At 41.6% G+C, this 13845-nt stretch carries 14 protein-coding genes; 6 read left to right on the forward strand and 8 right to left on the reverse strand.

Annotated elements, in window-relative coordinates; genetic code table 11:
* Positions 1 to 6: 6 nt before the first annotated feature.
* The 4 genes from OKW21_RS09350 (at position 7) to OKW21_RS09365 (ending at position 4752) form a co-directional block, all read left to right on the forward strand.
* Positions 7 to 1080: a purine nucleoside permease gene (locus OKW21_RS09350; RefSeq protein ID WP_277479155.1), complete on the forward strand. Its 1074-nt coding sequence runs from the start codon at positions 7 to 9 to the stop codon at positions 1078 to 1080.
* A gap of 209 nt (positions 1081 to 1289) precedes the next feature.
* On the forward strand, positions 1290 to 2270 hold the full coding sequence (locus OKW21_RS09355) for a Gfo/Idh/MocA family protein (RefSeq protein WP_277479156.1): 981 nt from the start codon (positions 1290 to 1292) through the stop codon (positions 2268 to 2270).
* Between the two features lie 173 nt (positions 2271 to 2443).
* The gene (locus OKW21_RS09360) at positions 2444 to 3391 is read left to right on the forward strand and encodes a mechanosensitive ion channel family protein (protein WP_277479157.1); all 948 of its coding nucleotides are present in this window, start codon (positions 2444 to 2446) and stop codon (positions 3389 to 3391) included.
* 539 nt (positions 3392 to 3930) lie between these two features.
* Positions 3931 to 4752 carry a sugar phosphate isomerase/epimerase family protein gene (locus tag OKW21_RS09365; protein WP_277479158.1) on the forward strand — a complete coding sequence of 274 codons (822 nt, stop codon included), beginning with the start codon at positions 3931 to 3933 and terminating at the stop codon, positions 4750 to 4752.
* 33 nt (positions 4753 to 4785) lie between these two features.
* Here OKW21_RS09365 and OKW21_RS09370 read toward each other — a convergent pair whose 3' ends face one another.
* From OKW21_RS09370 to OKW21_RS09385, 4 genes are all read right to left on the reverse strand, one after another.
* Positions 4786 to 5127: a DUF3140 domain-containing protein gene (locus OKW21_RS09370; protein ID WP_277479159.1), complete on the reverse strand. Its 342-nt coding sequence runs from the start codon at positions 5125 to 5127 to the stop codon at positions 4786 to 4788.
* 5 nt (positions 5128 to 5132) lie between these two features.
* Positions 5133 to 5339, reverse strand: coding sequence for a hypervirulence associated TUDOR domain-containing protein (locus OKW21_RS09375; protein WP_277479160.1), 207 nt, complete (start codon positions 5337 to 5339; stop codon positions 5133 to 5135).
* 180 nt (positions 5340 to 5519) lie between these two features.
* Positions 5520 to 6314, reverse strand: coding sequence for a ThuA domain-containing protein (locus OKW21_RS09380; RefSeq protein ID WP_277479161.1), 795 nt, complete (start codon positions 6312 to 6314; stop codon positions 5520 to 5522).
* 165 nt (positions 6315 to 6479) lie between these two features.
* Positions 6480 to 7346, reverse strand: a complete 867-nt coding sequence (locus tag OKW21_RS09385) for a ThuA domain-containing protein (RefSeq protein WP_277479162.1) — start codon at positions 7344 to 7346, stop codon at positions 6480 to 6482.
* A 922-nt stretch (positions 7347 to 8268) separates the two neighbouring features.
* Between OKW21_RS09385 and OKW21_RS09390 the strand changes: the two genes are divergently transcribed.
* Positions 8269 to 8853, forward strand: a complete 585-nt coding sequence (locus OKW21_RS09390; protein ID WP_277479163.1) for a hypothetical protein — start codon at positions 8269 to 8271, stop codon at positions 8851 to 8853.
* Between the two features lie 53 nt (positions 8854 to 8906).
* On the opposite strand, the gene OKW21_RS09395 is transcribed toward OKW21_RS09390, so the two are convergent.
* From OKW21_RS09395 to OKW21_RS09405, 4 genes are all read right to left on the reverse strand, one after another.
* Complete coding sequence (locus tag OKW21_RS09395; RefSeq protein ID WP_277479164.1) at positions 8907 to 9686, reverse strand: universal stress protein; 780 nt, start codon at positions 9684 to 9686, stop codon at positions 8907 to 8909.
* 123 nt (positions 9687 to 9809) lie between these two features.
* A complete protein-coding gene (locus OKW21_RS09400) occupies positions 9810 to 10766 on the reverse strand; it encodes a DnaJ C-terminal domain-containing protein (RefSeq protein WP_277479165.1) in 957 nt (318 codons plus the stop codon).
* An 85-nt stretch (positions 10767 to 10851) separates the two neighbouring features.
* Positions 10852 to 10944 carry an Hsp20/alpha crystallin family protein gene (locus OKW21_RS32705; RefSeq protein ID WP_420870137.1) on the reverse strand — a complete coding sequence of 31 codons (93 nt, stop codon included), beginning with the start codon at positions 10942 to 10944 and terminating at the stop codon, positions 10852 to 10854.
* The gene (locus OKW21_RS09405; RefSeq protein ID WP_277479166.1) at positions 10901 to 11296 is read right to left on the reverse strand and encodes an Hsp20/alpha crystallin family protein; all 396 of its coding nucleotides are present in this window, start codon (positions 11294 to 11296) and stop codon (positions 10901 to 10903) included. Before OKW21_RS09405 ends, OKW21_RS32705 begins: the two co-directional genes overlap by 44 nt.
* Positions 11297 to 11534: 238 nt before the next feature.
* Between OKW21_RS09405 and OKW21_RS09410 the strand changes: the two genes are divergently transcribed.
* Positions 11535 to 13745 carry an APC family permease gene (locus tag OKW21_RS09410; RefSeq protein WP_277479167.1) on the forward strand — a complete coding sequence of 737 codons (2211 nt, stop codon included), beginning with the start codon at positions 11535 to 11537 and terminating at the stop codon, positions 13743 to 13745.
* Positions 13746 to 13845 lie beyond the last annotated feature (100 nt).

Consider the following 13845-nt stretch of genomic DNA (forward strand, 5'->3'; position numbering starts at 1 on the left):
ATTAAGATGAGAAGATATATCGCATTATTTTTACTTATTACGCTCTGGAGTTGCCATGCTCCCGAAACTGCACAAACCCCTGCAGCTGAAAGGATTCCTGTTAAAGTGGTTGTGTTAGCCATGTTTGAATTGGGAGAGGCTACCGGAGATCGTCCTGGGGAATTTCAGTACTGGGCAGAAAGGTTACCCCTAGATAGTGTAATATCTTTCCCGCAGGGCTTTCGTGACCTTCGTTACAATCCTGAAAAAGATGTATTGGGTATGGTAACCGGGATTGGCACTGCCCGGGCTGCTGCTTCTGTAATGGCCCTGGGCTTGGATGACCGTTTTGACCTTAGCAATGCGTACTGGCTGGTTGCCGGTATTGCCGGTGTAGACCCGGAAGATGCTTCCGCAGGTTCCGCAGCCTGGGCAGAGTGGGTTATAGATGGTGACCTCTCTCATGAAATTGATGCGCGTGAGATTCCCGAAGACTGGGAAACAGGCTATGTTCCCCTACGTTCGGCTACGCCCTACGAACAACCCATACCCGAAGATAATGAAGGAGCTGTGTACCATCTCAATCCAGGTTTGGTGGAGTGGGCCTATCAGCTTACAAAAGATGTGGAGTTGGTAGACAATGAAGATGTGGCTAAGCTAAGAGCACTGTATAAAGGTTTTCCTAATGCGCAAAAGCCTCCTTTTGTCCTCAAAGGTGATCAGTTGGCGGCCATGACGTACTGGCATGGTGAGCTGATGAATGCGTGGGCTAATGACTGGACAAAGTACTGGACAGAAGGGGGGGGCAACTTTGTGACTTCCGCGATGGAAGATACTGGCACGTTGCAGGCGCTTAGCTTTCTGGAACAGGCAGATAAAGTAGACATTAACAGAGTAATGGTACTGCGTACTGCCAGTAACTACACTATGCAATATGAAGGGATTACTGCTACAGAAAGCCTGAGTGGTGAAAAACTCAAAGGCAAAGGATATACGGCCTTTATTCCGGCACTGGAAGCCGCCTACCGCGTTGGGAGCACTGTTGTCAATGAGCTTACGACTAACTGGAAACAGTATCAATCAGAAATTCCTGCTGAGTAGTTTTGTAGTCCTTGTTTGGTTCTTTGTTTTGTAGTGCTTAGCTCTAGGTGTTATGGATACGATTTTTGAATACTGCATTTACGCTCAGTATTTTAGTTCCACATGCGTATATTCAGTAAAGTAATAAGGTCGCTGGTAACAATAACACAAAGAACACTATTGCCCGGAACTATAACACTAAGAACTATAAAAATCAAACACTACTAAACGTGAAACAGATTAACTGGGGAATTATTGGCGTAGGCGATGTCGCTGAACTAAAAAGTGGACCGGCCTTCCAGAAAGCTGAAGGGTCTAATCTACTGGCTGTGATGCGTAGGAATGCCGAAAAAGCCAAAGATTTTGCTGACCGCCATCAGGTGCCACATTGGTATGACGATGCTGAAAAGCTGATTGCTAATCCTGAGATCAATGCAATTTATGTGGCGACACCCCCTTCTTCCCATGAAGGTTATGCCATTCAGGCACTGCGCGCCGGTAAAGATGTGTATCTGGAAAAGCCCATGGCACCTAGCTTAGCGGCTTGTGACAGAATCATTGAGGAAGTAGAGAAAAGCGGAAAAAAGCTGTCTGTAGCTCATTACCGCCGGGCACTCCCTGCTTTTATGAAGGTCAAAGCACTCCTGGATGCGGGGGCTATCGGAGACGTCCGTTTTGCCCAGATTCAGATTTTTCAGCCTGCCAAAAGTAAAATCATCGCTCAGACTGAAAGCAACTGGAGAGTACAACCTGACATATCAGGGGGTGGACTTTTTCATGATATTGCTCCTCATCAGATGGATCTCATGTACCACTACTTCGGAAAACCCCTTGGCATAAGCGGTTATTCAACGAACCAGGCGGGGATGTATCCGGCAGACGATATCGTTTCAGCAGAGATACGCTTTCCTAAAGGTGTTATATTCAAGGGATTATGGTCTTTTGCGTGTCCTGAATCAGCTGAAAGAGAAGGCTGTGAGATCGTGGGTTCGAAAGGTAGTATCACCTTTTCATTTTATGGTGAGAAAATTCACCTCAACACCGACAAGAAAGAAACGTTTACCTTTGAGAATCCGGAAAATATTCAGCTGCCTATGATCAAAAAAGTTAATCACTTCTTTCGCGGAGAAGGTAAAAACCCCTGTGCTGCGGAAGAAGGTAGATTAGTCATGAAGATGCTGAATACTGCTACTTCAAAAAAACAATCATAAATACTGCGCTTGTTCTTTTCTTTCCACGTAAAACGAACTGATTTTCTTGCCTTATCTTCTATGTATAAGTTTGCAAATAAAGAAGATAACTATTTAAGTTAGCGACTGTTAGAGTATTTTACCCATTTTTTAATACAAAGAACATCTTAATTAATTAGTAATTTTTTAATATCATGGACCAGTTTTTTACGGATGAATTTTGGCAAAAAGTGTATGAAAGAAGCAGCAGCTGGGTAATTGAAACGGTACCCGCACTTCTTTTGATCTTTGTTTTACTATTCATTTCCCTGGCGCTGTATCGTTTTTTGGTAGGCAAAATTAAAAAAATCATCCTTAAGCGTACTCAGGCCAGTCACCACGAGAGCAAAGATGAAAAAGAAAAAAGAGTCAATACGCTAATCAACATCCTGCGTCAGGCAGGAGGTATAGTGATCTGGATTATATTCATTCTGATACTACTTAGAGAAGTTAATCTGGATATTGGCCCTATTCTGGCAAGTGCCGGTATTGTAGGCCTGGCAGTAGGTTTTGGTGCACAGGAACTCGTAAGGGATTTCATATCCGGTTTTTTTATGTTGCTGGAAAATCAGGTACGTGCCGGTGATGTTGCTGTGATCAATGGACAAGGTGGTTTGGTAGAAGAAATTGCTTTGAGAACCATCACTCTGAGAGACTTTTCAGGAGTAGTACACATCTTTCAAAATGGTAAAATTAATACCCTGGCTAATATGACCAAAGATTGGTCTGCTTCGGTCTTTGATGTTGGTGTAGCTTACAAAGAAAATACCGACCGGGTGAAGGAAGTGATGATGAAGGTTGGCAATGAAATGAATAGAGATGATGCTTTTAAAGACCTTATCAATGAACCCCTGGAAATATTTGGCGTGGATGCCTGGGGGGATAGTGCTGTGGTCATTAAAGCGCGCTTCAAGACTAAGCCGGGCAAGCAGTGGACAGTAGGCAGGGAGTATAAAGGAAGGCTGAAGAAAGCTTTTGATCAGGAAGGCATTGAAATACCGTTCCCTCACCGAACTATCTATTGGGGGGACGAGATTAACCCGCTCAAACTTAAAATGGACAATCAGGAAAAACAGGCTGATAAGGAGAAAGAAAAAGAATAGGTACAAAAGGCCCGGTTACAGGGTCTTTTTTGTCTCTTCTTGTAGGTATACTTTGAGTAGCGAGAATATACTACTAGGCTTTCTCGTCTGGCTTAACTAACATTCTTACATATTGACTTTCTTTGCTTTGAACCTACCACTGTGAGGTAAGTACATGATATAATGAGCTCTTTTTGTTCCGGTAACAACCGTAATTTCCATTCAAAGTGTACATTCAGTGATGTAAACGTCAATATATTTGATCCAAGGGCTTCATTTCATTTCCGCGCAAAAATCAATGGCTTTAATGCAGCTCATTGTGTCTACTGGACAGCGGTGGGAAGTGTAGAATTACAATAGCTAATCGGAGTGGAAGTGAGGGTTGCAATAAGAGGGTCTGTCTTTATATTTTCTTAAGTGGAGTATATAGGTAAACAGTGGCCTCATTTGTATGATTATCTCTACGAATTGCAAAAGCTCAAGATGGCTGGAGTTGATGGATTAGAAAGAGGGAAGCTTTTTTGCTTAATGGAATAGTAAATAAAGTTACCTTCATAAACATGCAACTTGGAATCAGTTCATATACCTATACCTGGTCGGTGGGTGTGCCGGGTAATCTGCCGCAAAAAAGACTGGATGCCTTTGGCTTAATAGACAAAGCAAAGCAAGTTGGCGTTCCTCTGGTTCAGATCGCCGATAACCTTTCATTGCATAGCTTGTCTATGGTACAGTTAGGTGCACTTGCTAGGCATGCTTCCGGCTCTGAGATAGCTTTGGAGGTGGGTACACGAGGACTAACAGAGGAAAATTTCTATGTTTATCTTAACATAGCAAAAAAGCTACAATCCCCCATTTTAAGGATGGTAGTGGACACTCAGGATTATTATCCGGCTGTAGAGGAGATTATATCCATCGTTAAAGATTTCGTTCCTGCTTTAAAAGATAGAAATATCACTCTTGCTATAGAAAACCACGACCGATTTAAAGCCCGGGAGTTTGCTCAGATAATAGAAGGAGTTGGTAGCGAGTATGTAGGCATCTGTCTGGATTCAGTAAACTCTATGGGCGCTGGTGAAGGAATTGAGACTGTGGTAAACATCCTGGGGCCATATACAGTCAATTTGCATATCAAAGACTTTATTGTGGAGCGGGTGCATCATATGATGGGCTTCACCATTGAAGGTAAACCGGCAGGGCAGGGTATGCTGCCTATAGAGGATATGGTTAAGACCCTAAGTACCTATAAAAGATGTGAGAGCGCAATCCTGGAACTGTGGACCCCTCCTGAAAAAGAATTGGAACAGACCATGGCCAAAGAAGAAAACTGGACCAAAGAGAGTGTGACTTACCTCAAAGACTTGTTTAGGAATATCAAAAAATAAGCAAACAAATGAGGCTCAGTCACATGACTCATCTTATCGATCCTTTTTTAGTGGATCATGCCCCCAGTTCATCAGGCTGTAGCGCCATTTGCTGTCTTCAATATCACTCTTGGGTTTTTGAGCCAGATGACGATTGACATAGCCTACTACCTTTTGCATATGCTGGTACTGGCTGCCTGTAAGCTGATCTTTATTAGTGCGTTTAATATCAATAATCTTTCTGCCAGATTTGTGGCCTACTGCCTCTCCATCTCCACTATCCGCTCCTACTGATTTGGATTCTTCAGTGTCCAGCCATTCTTCTAACTCAGAAGGTGACATATTTACTACATCCTTGAACTCCTGATATGTATCTTCTTTTTCCTCTTCTTTCATAAGCACTAAGCATTTTCTATTTCACTTTGAAGCTTAAGTACATGCGTACCGTCGCTTTGTTCTATGTATACGGCAGGATTGTCCTGTGAGCCATTGCGTGTAATTTCCTTACCTTTAATCTTACGGGTGGTCTTTTCGGTAAAAACACTTTCCACTTTTCCCTCAGCCCAGTTATCTCCCCATTTCCATTTAACTTTATTTCCTTCTTTCATAATGTTAATTTAGTTATTTGAATTACCAACAGGTCTTCAACTTTTTTGTTAAATAATTAGTAATTATTGTTACACAAAATGAGCCTATTTCATCAGGTAATATGATAAAAAAAAGACTGCTAGCTGAGGAAGTAGCAGTCTTTGAGGTTGAAGTTATTTCTTAAATGGTGTTGATGCTGACTACATATCAGCACTGCCCATTGCGTAACGGATGCCGCCCATAAGATGTTGCAGGAACATAGGGTCGGAGAAGGACTCATCAGTATGTCCGGAACCCGTATAGAAGGCACGACCTCCATCAAAGTCTTTATACCATGCGATTGGGTGATAGTCACCGTTGGTACCTCCTTCATAAGTAGTCTCATCCAGCATGATCAGATCTTTATTCTGCTCAGTATTGATATCTTTATAATTGTACCATTCATCAGACCTTTCCCAGTCAGTGGGAAGAGCCTCGGTGGATGGATGATTAGCATCCACTACATGCAGGGTAGCCTCACGTACGTTGGGGTTACCGGGATGGCCGTCGAAATATGCGCCTACCAGTTTTCCGTACCAGGGCCATTCATATTCAGTATCTGCGGCAGAATGTAAGCCTACATATCCACCTCCCGTCTGTATGTACTGTTCCATCGCCGACTGTTGTTCAGCATTCAGAATATCACCCGTAGTGTTCAGAAAGATGATTGCAGCATATGCTTTGAGGTTATCCGGTGTAAAAATGGTAGAGTCTTCACTGCTCTCTACGGAGAAATTATTTTCCTGTCCCAGCTTCTTAATTGCCTCTATCCCTGGCTCAATGGACTTGTGACGGAAACCATTGGTTTTGGAAAATACCAGTACTTTCGTCTGTTCCTGGTCAAGACTTTCTTCATCCTGAGCTGTTTCCTGTTGCTCATTTGAGGTAGCAGAAGAGCAGGCGGCAATGAACACAATCAGACAGAAGCAGCAGAAATTGTATATGCTTTTTTTCATAAGTAGTTTTGATTAAGTTGTGTGTCTATTTTAATACAGGGCATAATATAGTGCTTATCATGGCAATATAACAAATGTGCAGACTGATCAATCTTTCTTTACTCAAGTTGTTAAGCCAGACATGCCACTCAGAACAAATTTCAGTGTGGTAGATCCAGTAAGCGGTTATAAATCACCTGCCCAGCGAATGGCATTTCCTAATAACGTTATATAATCTTCTTCCTGAAATGCTGCCCCCTGGTGCCCAAGGGCAGAGTAAAATGCCTTGCCTTGACCTACTGTTTTGTACCAGACAATAGGATGATCATCTCCCATGCCCCAGTCTTTGTCAGTAGCCAGAAAACCCATATTGCCGCTGGGGTTGATGTTACTTTCGTCTAACATATAGAGCACCTGGGCACCATTATTTCGGGGATTGTCATAGAACATATACCACTCATCCGCATGCAACCAAGATTGGGGTAAATCCTTACTTAAGTCTGTGATGGAAAGATTGGTTTCCAGATTCAACTCTGCTTCCTGTATCTGAGGGGCAATAGGGTGGTGAGAGAAATGTGCGCCTATTACCTTGTTTTCGTACCATTCCCATTGGTGTGAGTTGTCTCCGGCAGCATGAATACCTACAAAGCCTCCGCCATTTTCCAGAAACGCTTTGAAATGTTGACGTTGTTCTTCGTTCAGCACTTTGCCACTTACGTTGTTCCAGATCACTACCTCAAAACGAGATAATTGCTCAGGGTTGAATACCGCACCATTATCGGTGTCATACAGGCTCCATCCGTTCACTTTCGCTATTTGTCTGAAGGCAGGGCGTGATGCTTCAATGGCTTCTCCATGCCGGAAGCCATTGGTTTTAGAGAAGAGGAGTACTGCAGGGCTTTTCAGGTCAGCAGGCAATTCAGGTGCGGTTGTCTCATAAAAGTTAAACCCATAACGAACTTTGTAGATGAACGCTCCTAAACCAAGCGCTGCCACCAGTGCGATGCTCAGCACAGTAAAGGCGCTAATTTTCAAAATTTTTCTGATATTCATGCTAAATCATATTTATGCTTTTGATCAACCCAATGATGATTTAATATAGCTTCCCCTTTAAAAATAATAAACAAATGATGAAACAGTAGAGAGCGTAGCTACATTTCCCTGCAAAATACAGTCGCTTGGCTGCAAAAAGCTTGGGAATAATGAATGGTTAGTGAATAATGAAGACTAATTCATCATTGGTTATGCTTCAATTTTCATCAATATGTTTAAAAACTGCCTGCTTATAGCACTCAGAAATTTTCGGAAGCATAAGGCTTTCACTGCTATCAATACCATTGGGCTGGCTTTGGGTCTGAGTTGCAGTCTGTTTAGGTCTTTCGGGCCTGGCTACATTTACAGTGAAAGAACGCACCAAATAAATTGGTATTCGTTAAGTATTAGTTGCCTCTGTATTATTTCCCTTATCCAAAGATTACATTAAACTGATTATCATTGCGCTGCTCATCGCTATTCCTGTTGCCAATTATTTTCTGAAGGAGTGGCTGAACAATTTCGCCTACAAGATAGAGGTGAAATGGTGGTTGCTTGTGCTTCCCAGCCTATTGGTACTACTGGTAGCCATGCTCAGCATTAGTAGTCAAACGCTGAAAGCCGCCAGACAAAATCCGGTGGATAGTTTGAAATATGAATGAATCATAATAGTGAGAGAAAAAGGTTATTCTTATTAATATGATGTTCCATTCCTTTTAAAAATGAGTAGTTGTTAACATTTACAGTAGTTATATTCTAATAATTTGATATTTATCAAAACTTTATATTGTATTTGCAGTCAATCAGCTAAGAGGTAATTAGTTGTTTCTGGCTTTGTGTAACTAATCATTACTATTTTTTCACTGCCAGTCTGCAATCAATATTTTTTCAACTTTAATTTTTTTGACTTATGAGAAGCTCAAGCATATGTTGCCTAATACTGATGTGTTTACTTTTTAATGCTCATGCAAGTGATTTACCCAAAAGGGACTGGAATTGGGGTAAAATTTTGCTGAAAGAAGGGAATGTGTTAGAAGGTGAAATTCAGCACGATCTTGACCAGAATGTTGTATTACTCAAAAAGGAAGGAGTGGTAAAAGCTTTTAGTGTATACAATGTCAATTATTTTAAGGTCATTGATGAAGATAGGGGAATGATACGTAACTTTTATAGTATGCCTTATGAGCAAAATGGTCATGAAAGACTGATGTTTTTTGAACTGGTATTTGAGGACGGCTTTGTATTATTTAGTAGAGAATCAAAGGTAGCAAAGAAGCATGCGCAGCTCAAAAAAGTACCCTATGTGCAGGATGGTACTTACGACAGCAGTTTAGTGAAGGTCAGTAACTATTATTTGTTTATGCCTGATGGTACTTTTCAAGCAATTCATACTGATTTCAGCAGTATTGTGGATTCTTTATCTTTAAATAAAGAGGAAAAAAAAGAAATGCGTCAGTTTATCCTTCAAAACGACCTGGATCTAAACGATCGTTCTGATTTTATAAAGGTGCTATACGAAATGGTATAAATCCAAGCGTGAATGACAAATACCTGCAGGTAAATGCCTGCAGGCTGCTTCCGCTAAAAATAGATGTATACAGGTATTTTAGCATCTAAAGCAATTTTACGACCCAGATTACCTACAAATATTTTTTCAAAAATAGCCTGAATGCTGGGCAAAAATATCATCTGTATTTTGTATTTCTCTACATGCTCAGTGATCTGGCTGATCAGTTCTTTGTAGGTATCAAAAGTAGACTGCTCTGTTTGTTCTGGCTTAAAGTCACCCATTACAGAAGATGGATCGTCAGATGAAGCTGTTTTAGCTTGTTGATATTTTGTCTGAAGAAGATAGGCCTTGGCATCAATTTTCTTTAAAAGTGAGCCCAAATGTTTAAAGGCAGGCACATCTGTGCGAGCATCAGTAAAGTCGTTGACTACTAATATATTCTTTATCGGCTGATAGCTATTATTCTCAGGAATGAGGATGGAAGAAGCTTTTCCCTTTTGTGCTATTTTTGTTGAAATACTCCCTACGTTAAAATCTAGCTTATCATCATCGTGAGTAAGCATGCTGATCAAATCATATTTATCTTCTTTAAGCATTTTGTTAAAACCCTCCATCACCGGCCCGGTCTCTGACCTGGACTCAATCGTAAGCTCACTGGCAGTATTGTGTTTGCTGTTGATATTGTCCAGAGTATTTTTCAGACCATTATCAGAATTTTCTACTTCTTCTGCTTTGATAGCATCATTAAAAAGAATCAGTTTTGCCTTGTCTTTAAGACCTAGGTCAATGGCGTATTGCAATGCCAGTTCTGAATTTTCTGAAAAGTCGGTAGGCACTAAAATTTTTTCCATGTTCAGGTTTGAGTTCTTAGAGTTAAATGGCGCTAATATAAGAAGCCAGAGTCATTTTTGTAAACCCCAAACGGTTTTGAGTGACGAAAAAGTGGAACGGGGTCTTGGAAAGCCAAACAAGGGCTAAGCATAACTTGCTTTGCCCTCTCTGACCTGTTTTAGTTTTTGGAAGAGTTCTTTCTCTTCTTCACTTAGGTTTTTGGGTAGCTGCACCTGTACTTTTGCATACAAATTACCCTTTCTCTGAGGTTGTTCGTAATGTGGCATGCCCAACCCTTTTAGCCTAAGCACTTTTCCATTTTCTGTTCCTGCCTCAATGGGAACATTAATTTTACCTTTAAGCGTATCAACCTGTACTTTACCTCCTAAGACAGCTGTATAAAGGTCTACATTGAGGTCGGCATAGAGGTCGTCTCCTTTTCTTTCAAAGTTTTTGCTGGACTTTACATTAACGTGCAAGTACAGATCTCCTGATGGACCTCCATGGGGGCTTGGTGCACCCTTTCCTTTGATCCTCAAAGTTTTACCATCTTCCAGGCCAGGCTTCAGTTTCATCCTGATTTTCTGGCCGTTTACATGGATCAGATGCGTAGCGCCATGATATGCTTCTTCCAGGCTGATACTGATCTTAGCCTCCAGGTCTTGTCCTTTCATTGCCTGCTGGTAACCATAAGGGTCACGCTGGGTGCGACCTCCGCTACGATTTCCTCCGACCCCCCCAAAAAAACTTTCAAAGAAGTCAGAGAAACCACCATTGCCGAAGAGGTCATTCAGGTCACCTTCAAAATGTACGCTGGATCCTTGTGGTCTGCCTCCAAAATTTGACCAGCCGGGATCAGGTCCATACTGCTGATAGTGTTTCCAGTTTGCCCCCAGTTCATCATACCGCTTACGTTTTTCCGGGTCTTTTAGTACTTCATAGGCTTCAGCAATATCTTTAAATTTATCTTCCGCAGACTTATCATCCGGGTTCTTGTCGGGGTGGTACTTTACTGCCAGCTTTCGATACGCTTTCTTAATAGCATCCTGCGTGGCACTTTTCTCAACCCCAAGTATTTTATAATAGTCTTTATAATCCATGATCAGCTATTAAGTTTATTTAAAAAGCGTTACAATCCTATTTTCAGTGCAAAAAAAAGGCGGGAAATGATCCCGCCTCAATTCTTTACGCAATTTCTATCATTCGGGCCGGTTTTTCTTTTGCCTCTTCCCGCTTAGGTACATTCAGATAAAGAACACCATTTTTCGTATTTGGCAGCGACTTGATCTCCATCTACCTGGTTTTTAGGTAAGCGGAAGCTACGCTGGAATGAATGGTAGTGAAACTCTCTGCGGGTATAGTTTCCTTCTTTATCTTTCTCATCTTTTTTGTCTTCCTGCTTTGCAGAAATTGTCAAGACATCATTGTTAATTTCTACTTTAAAGTCTTCCTTTTTCATGCCGGGTACTGCGACCTCAAGCGCAAACCCTTCTTTATTTTCTTTTACGTTAACTGCTGGGACAGTACCTCTTACGGCATGGCCTTCGTTGCCAAACCATTGATCAAGTTCTTTAGTAAAGTTATCATCAAAGAATCTTGGAAACCAGTTATTATATCTTGCTAGTGTCATTTTGTTAATATTTTTAGTGATTAATCTATCATTTACATCTAGCATTATACAAACTGAATACCAAGTGCTAAAACAGGGTCTTTCAAAGAAAATTTATGACATAATGTCGCAAAATTAAGAATTTCATTAATTTTTCATGACAAAGTGGCTTAGTTGTATTTTTATATCCCGCCAAAGCTCGTATTATTGGCAGTTCTTAAAAAGGGTTAATCTGAGTATTACACCATATTAATTTGCTATGAAATTCATCTCTTGGGTTAAAAAGAAGAATTCTACTGATTTGGAAGAAGACAATGGTAAGCTTGGAACTTTTGGTGGTGTATTTGTCCCTTCCCTGCTTACCATTCTGGGAGTAATTATGTATCTCCGTTTCGGATGGGTAGTAGGGAATGTAGGTTTGTTTGGTACCCTGATCATCGTGACATTATCTACCAGCATTACTTTTCTCACGGCTCTTTCCATTGCAGCAATTTCTACGGATCAGGTAGTAAAAACCGGTGGTGCCTATTATATGATCAGCCGGTCATTGGGGATTGAAACCGGTGGGGCGGTGGGTATCCCCCTTTTCCTAGCACAGGCCTTATCAGTAGCTTTATATGTGATTGGTTTTGCCGAGAGTTTAACAGAAGTTTTTCCTGCATTCAATATTAAGGTAGTAGGTATAGTGGTCACAGTACTGATTTCATTGCTAGCCCTTTATTCTACCCAGGCTACGATCAAAACACAGTATTTTATTCTGGCGGCTATCGCCCTGTCACTTATCTCCTTGCTATTGGGTAAGCCACTGGAAGATACTCAGATAGAAATGTGGGGAGCTCCTGCACATCGCAGTGAAAATTTCTGGGTGGTATTCGCAGTATTTTTTCCTGCGGTGACAGGTATCATGGCGGGTGTTAACCTATCAGGAGATCTGAAAAACCCGTCAAAGTCTATTCCTAAAGGTACTTTTATGGCAGTAGGAGTGGGCTACATCATTTACATGCTGCTTCCGATCATTCTGGCAGGCAGAGCCGATGCCACAACATTACTTACTGAACCTTTGATCATGCGACGCCTTGCCTGGTGGGGTGATGCTATATTGCTGGGAGTTTGGGGTGCTACATTATCCAGCGCGGTAGGGAGCTTATTAGGCGCACCACGCATCCTGCAGGCTCTTGCCAGTGATAGAGTATTACCTCACTATTTACAGTGGCTCGGAAGAGGAAATGGAAAATACAACATACCTCGTGCGGGCACCTTACTTACTATGGTATTAGCGATAGTCGCCGTCTATCTTGGAAACCTGGATATTATCGCACCTGTGCTCAGTATGTTTTTCCTGACTACCTACGGCGTACTCAATATTGCAGCTGGGGTTGAGAATTTGTTGGGAAGCCCCTCATTCAGGCCTAGTTTCAGGGTGCATTGGTTTTTCTCATTTCTCGGTGCCATCGGGTGTTTAGCAGTAATGTTTCTGATCAATGCTACAGCTACCGTAGTAGCAGCATTTTTTGTTTCAATGATATTTATCTGGCTGAAAAGGAGAGGTATTCAGACTGCTTTTGGAGATGTACGCAGAGGGGTGTGGCTGGCCATCGCTCGCTCTGCTTTGCTCAGGGTAAATAAAGTAGCTGACCCAAAAAACTGGAGACCTAACATACTTATCCTTTCAGGAGCACCTACAAAAAGATGGCATCTAATCACATTGGGAGCCGATTTCACCGGAGGACAGGCCCTCATGACGGTTTCTACAGTGATCAAAGCTCCTGATGTTGCTTTTGAACGCCTTCAGAAAATGGAGGACAACATTCGTGAATTTTTACAAAGCCGTAGAATTCAGGCCCTGGTACGGGTTGTCAATGCTGAAGACCCTTTTGTTGGAGGTGAAAGGTTGGTAAGTATGTATGGTATCGGAGGGCTAGTACCGAATACAGTTATGTTAGGTGATACCCAGGAGATGGAGCATCATCAGCCATATTGTGATATGATCAGGCACTTTTATCAGGCACGAAGAAACGTAATCATTGTAAGGGCAGAAGAAGACGCCAGTTTTGGAGATAGGAAGAGAATAGACCTATGGTGGGGGGGGTTGAACAAGAATGGTGGATTGATGTTGCTCATGGCTTATTTGCTACAGAATAGCTTAAACTGGCAACATGCTGATGTAGTTGTAAAGATGGTCGTTTCTGATGAAAGCGCGGTTGACAAAACACGTAAAAACATTGATGACATATTACATAATATGCGGGTAAAGTTTGAACGGCAGGTTATTGTATCTAATGGGCGATCCTTCTGGGAAATATTAAAGCATGAATCTGATCAGGCAGATTTGGTAATGTTAGGTTTGGCAGAGCCTAATGAAGATTTTTTAACGTATTATGAAAGCCTGAGCGAAAAGACAGCCCATCTGCCACCTACTGTATTTGTCCTGGCAGCACAGGAACTGGATTTCAAGGATGTATTGCTCTAAACTATTTAGCAGCTCAATATGCTTAGAGAATAATAAATGAGATAGAGAGCTACTTCAATCTTTTGCCTTTTTCGTACGTTCAACTACTTTTAAAACAGTG

This window comes from Catalinimonas alkaloidigena (assembly GCF_029504655.1).
GTDB classification, from domain to species: domain Bacteria; phylum Bacteroidota; class Bacteroidia; order Cytophagales; family Cyclobacteriaceae; genus Catalinimonas; species Catalinimonas alkaloidigena.

Excerpts from the sequence above, each read along its gene's own strand:
- OKW21_RS09375 (WP_277479160.1), bottom strand. The coding sequence starts at position 5,339 with ATGAAAGAAGGAAATAAAGTTAAATGGAAATGGGGAGATAACTGGGCT.
- OKW21_RS09370 (WP_277479159.1), bottom strand. The coding sequence starts at position 5,127 with ATGAAAGAAGAGGAAAAAGAAGATACATATCAGGAGTTCAAGGATGTA.
- OKW21_RS09400 (WP_277479165.1), bottom strand. The coding sequence starts at position 10,766 with ATGGATTATAAAGACTATTATAAAATACTTGGGGTTGAGAAAAGTGCC.
- OKW21_RS09385 (WP_277479162.1), bottom strand. The coding sequence starts at position 7,346 with ATGAATATCAGAAAAATTTTGAAAATTAGCGCCTTTACTGTGCTGAGC.
- OKW21_RS09390 (WP_277479163.1), top strand. The coding sequence starts at position 8,269 with ATGTGTTTACTTTTTAATGCTCATGCAAGTGATTTACCCAAAAGGGAC.
- OKW21_RS09380 (WP_277479161.1), bottom strand. The coding sequence starts at position 6,314 with ATGAAAAAAAGCATATACAATTTCTGCTGCTTCTGTCTGATTGTGTTC.
- OKW21_RS09405 (WP_277479166.1), bottom strand. The coding sequence starts at position 11,296 with ATGACACTAGCAAGATATAATAACTGGTTTCCAAGATTCTTTGATGAT.
- OKW21_RS09410 (WP_277479167.1), top strand. The coding sequence starts at position 11,535 with ATGAAATTCATCTCTTGGGTTAAAAAGAAGAATTCTACTGATTTGGAA.
- OKW21_RS09395 (WP_277479164.1), bottom strand. The coding sequence starts at position 9,686 with ATGGAAAAAATTTTAGTGCCTACCGACTTTTCAGAAAATTCAGAACTG.
- OKW21_RS09365 (WP_277479158.1), top strand. The coding sequence starts at position 3,931 with ATGCAACTTGGAATCAGTTCATATACCTATACCTGGTCGGTGGGTGTG.
- OKW21_RS09360 (WP_277479157.1), top strand. The coding sequence starts at position 2,444 with ATGGACCAGTTTTTTACGGATGAATTTTGGCAAAAAGTGTATGAAAGA.
- OKW21_RS09350 (WP_277479155.1), top strand. The coding sequence starts at position 7 with ATGAGAAGATATATCGCATTATTTTTACTTATTACGCTCTGGAGTTGC.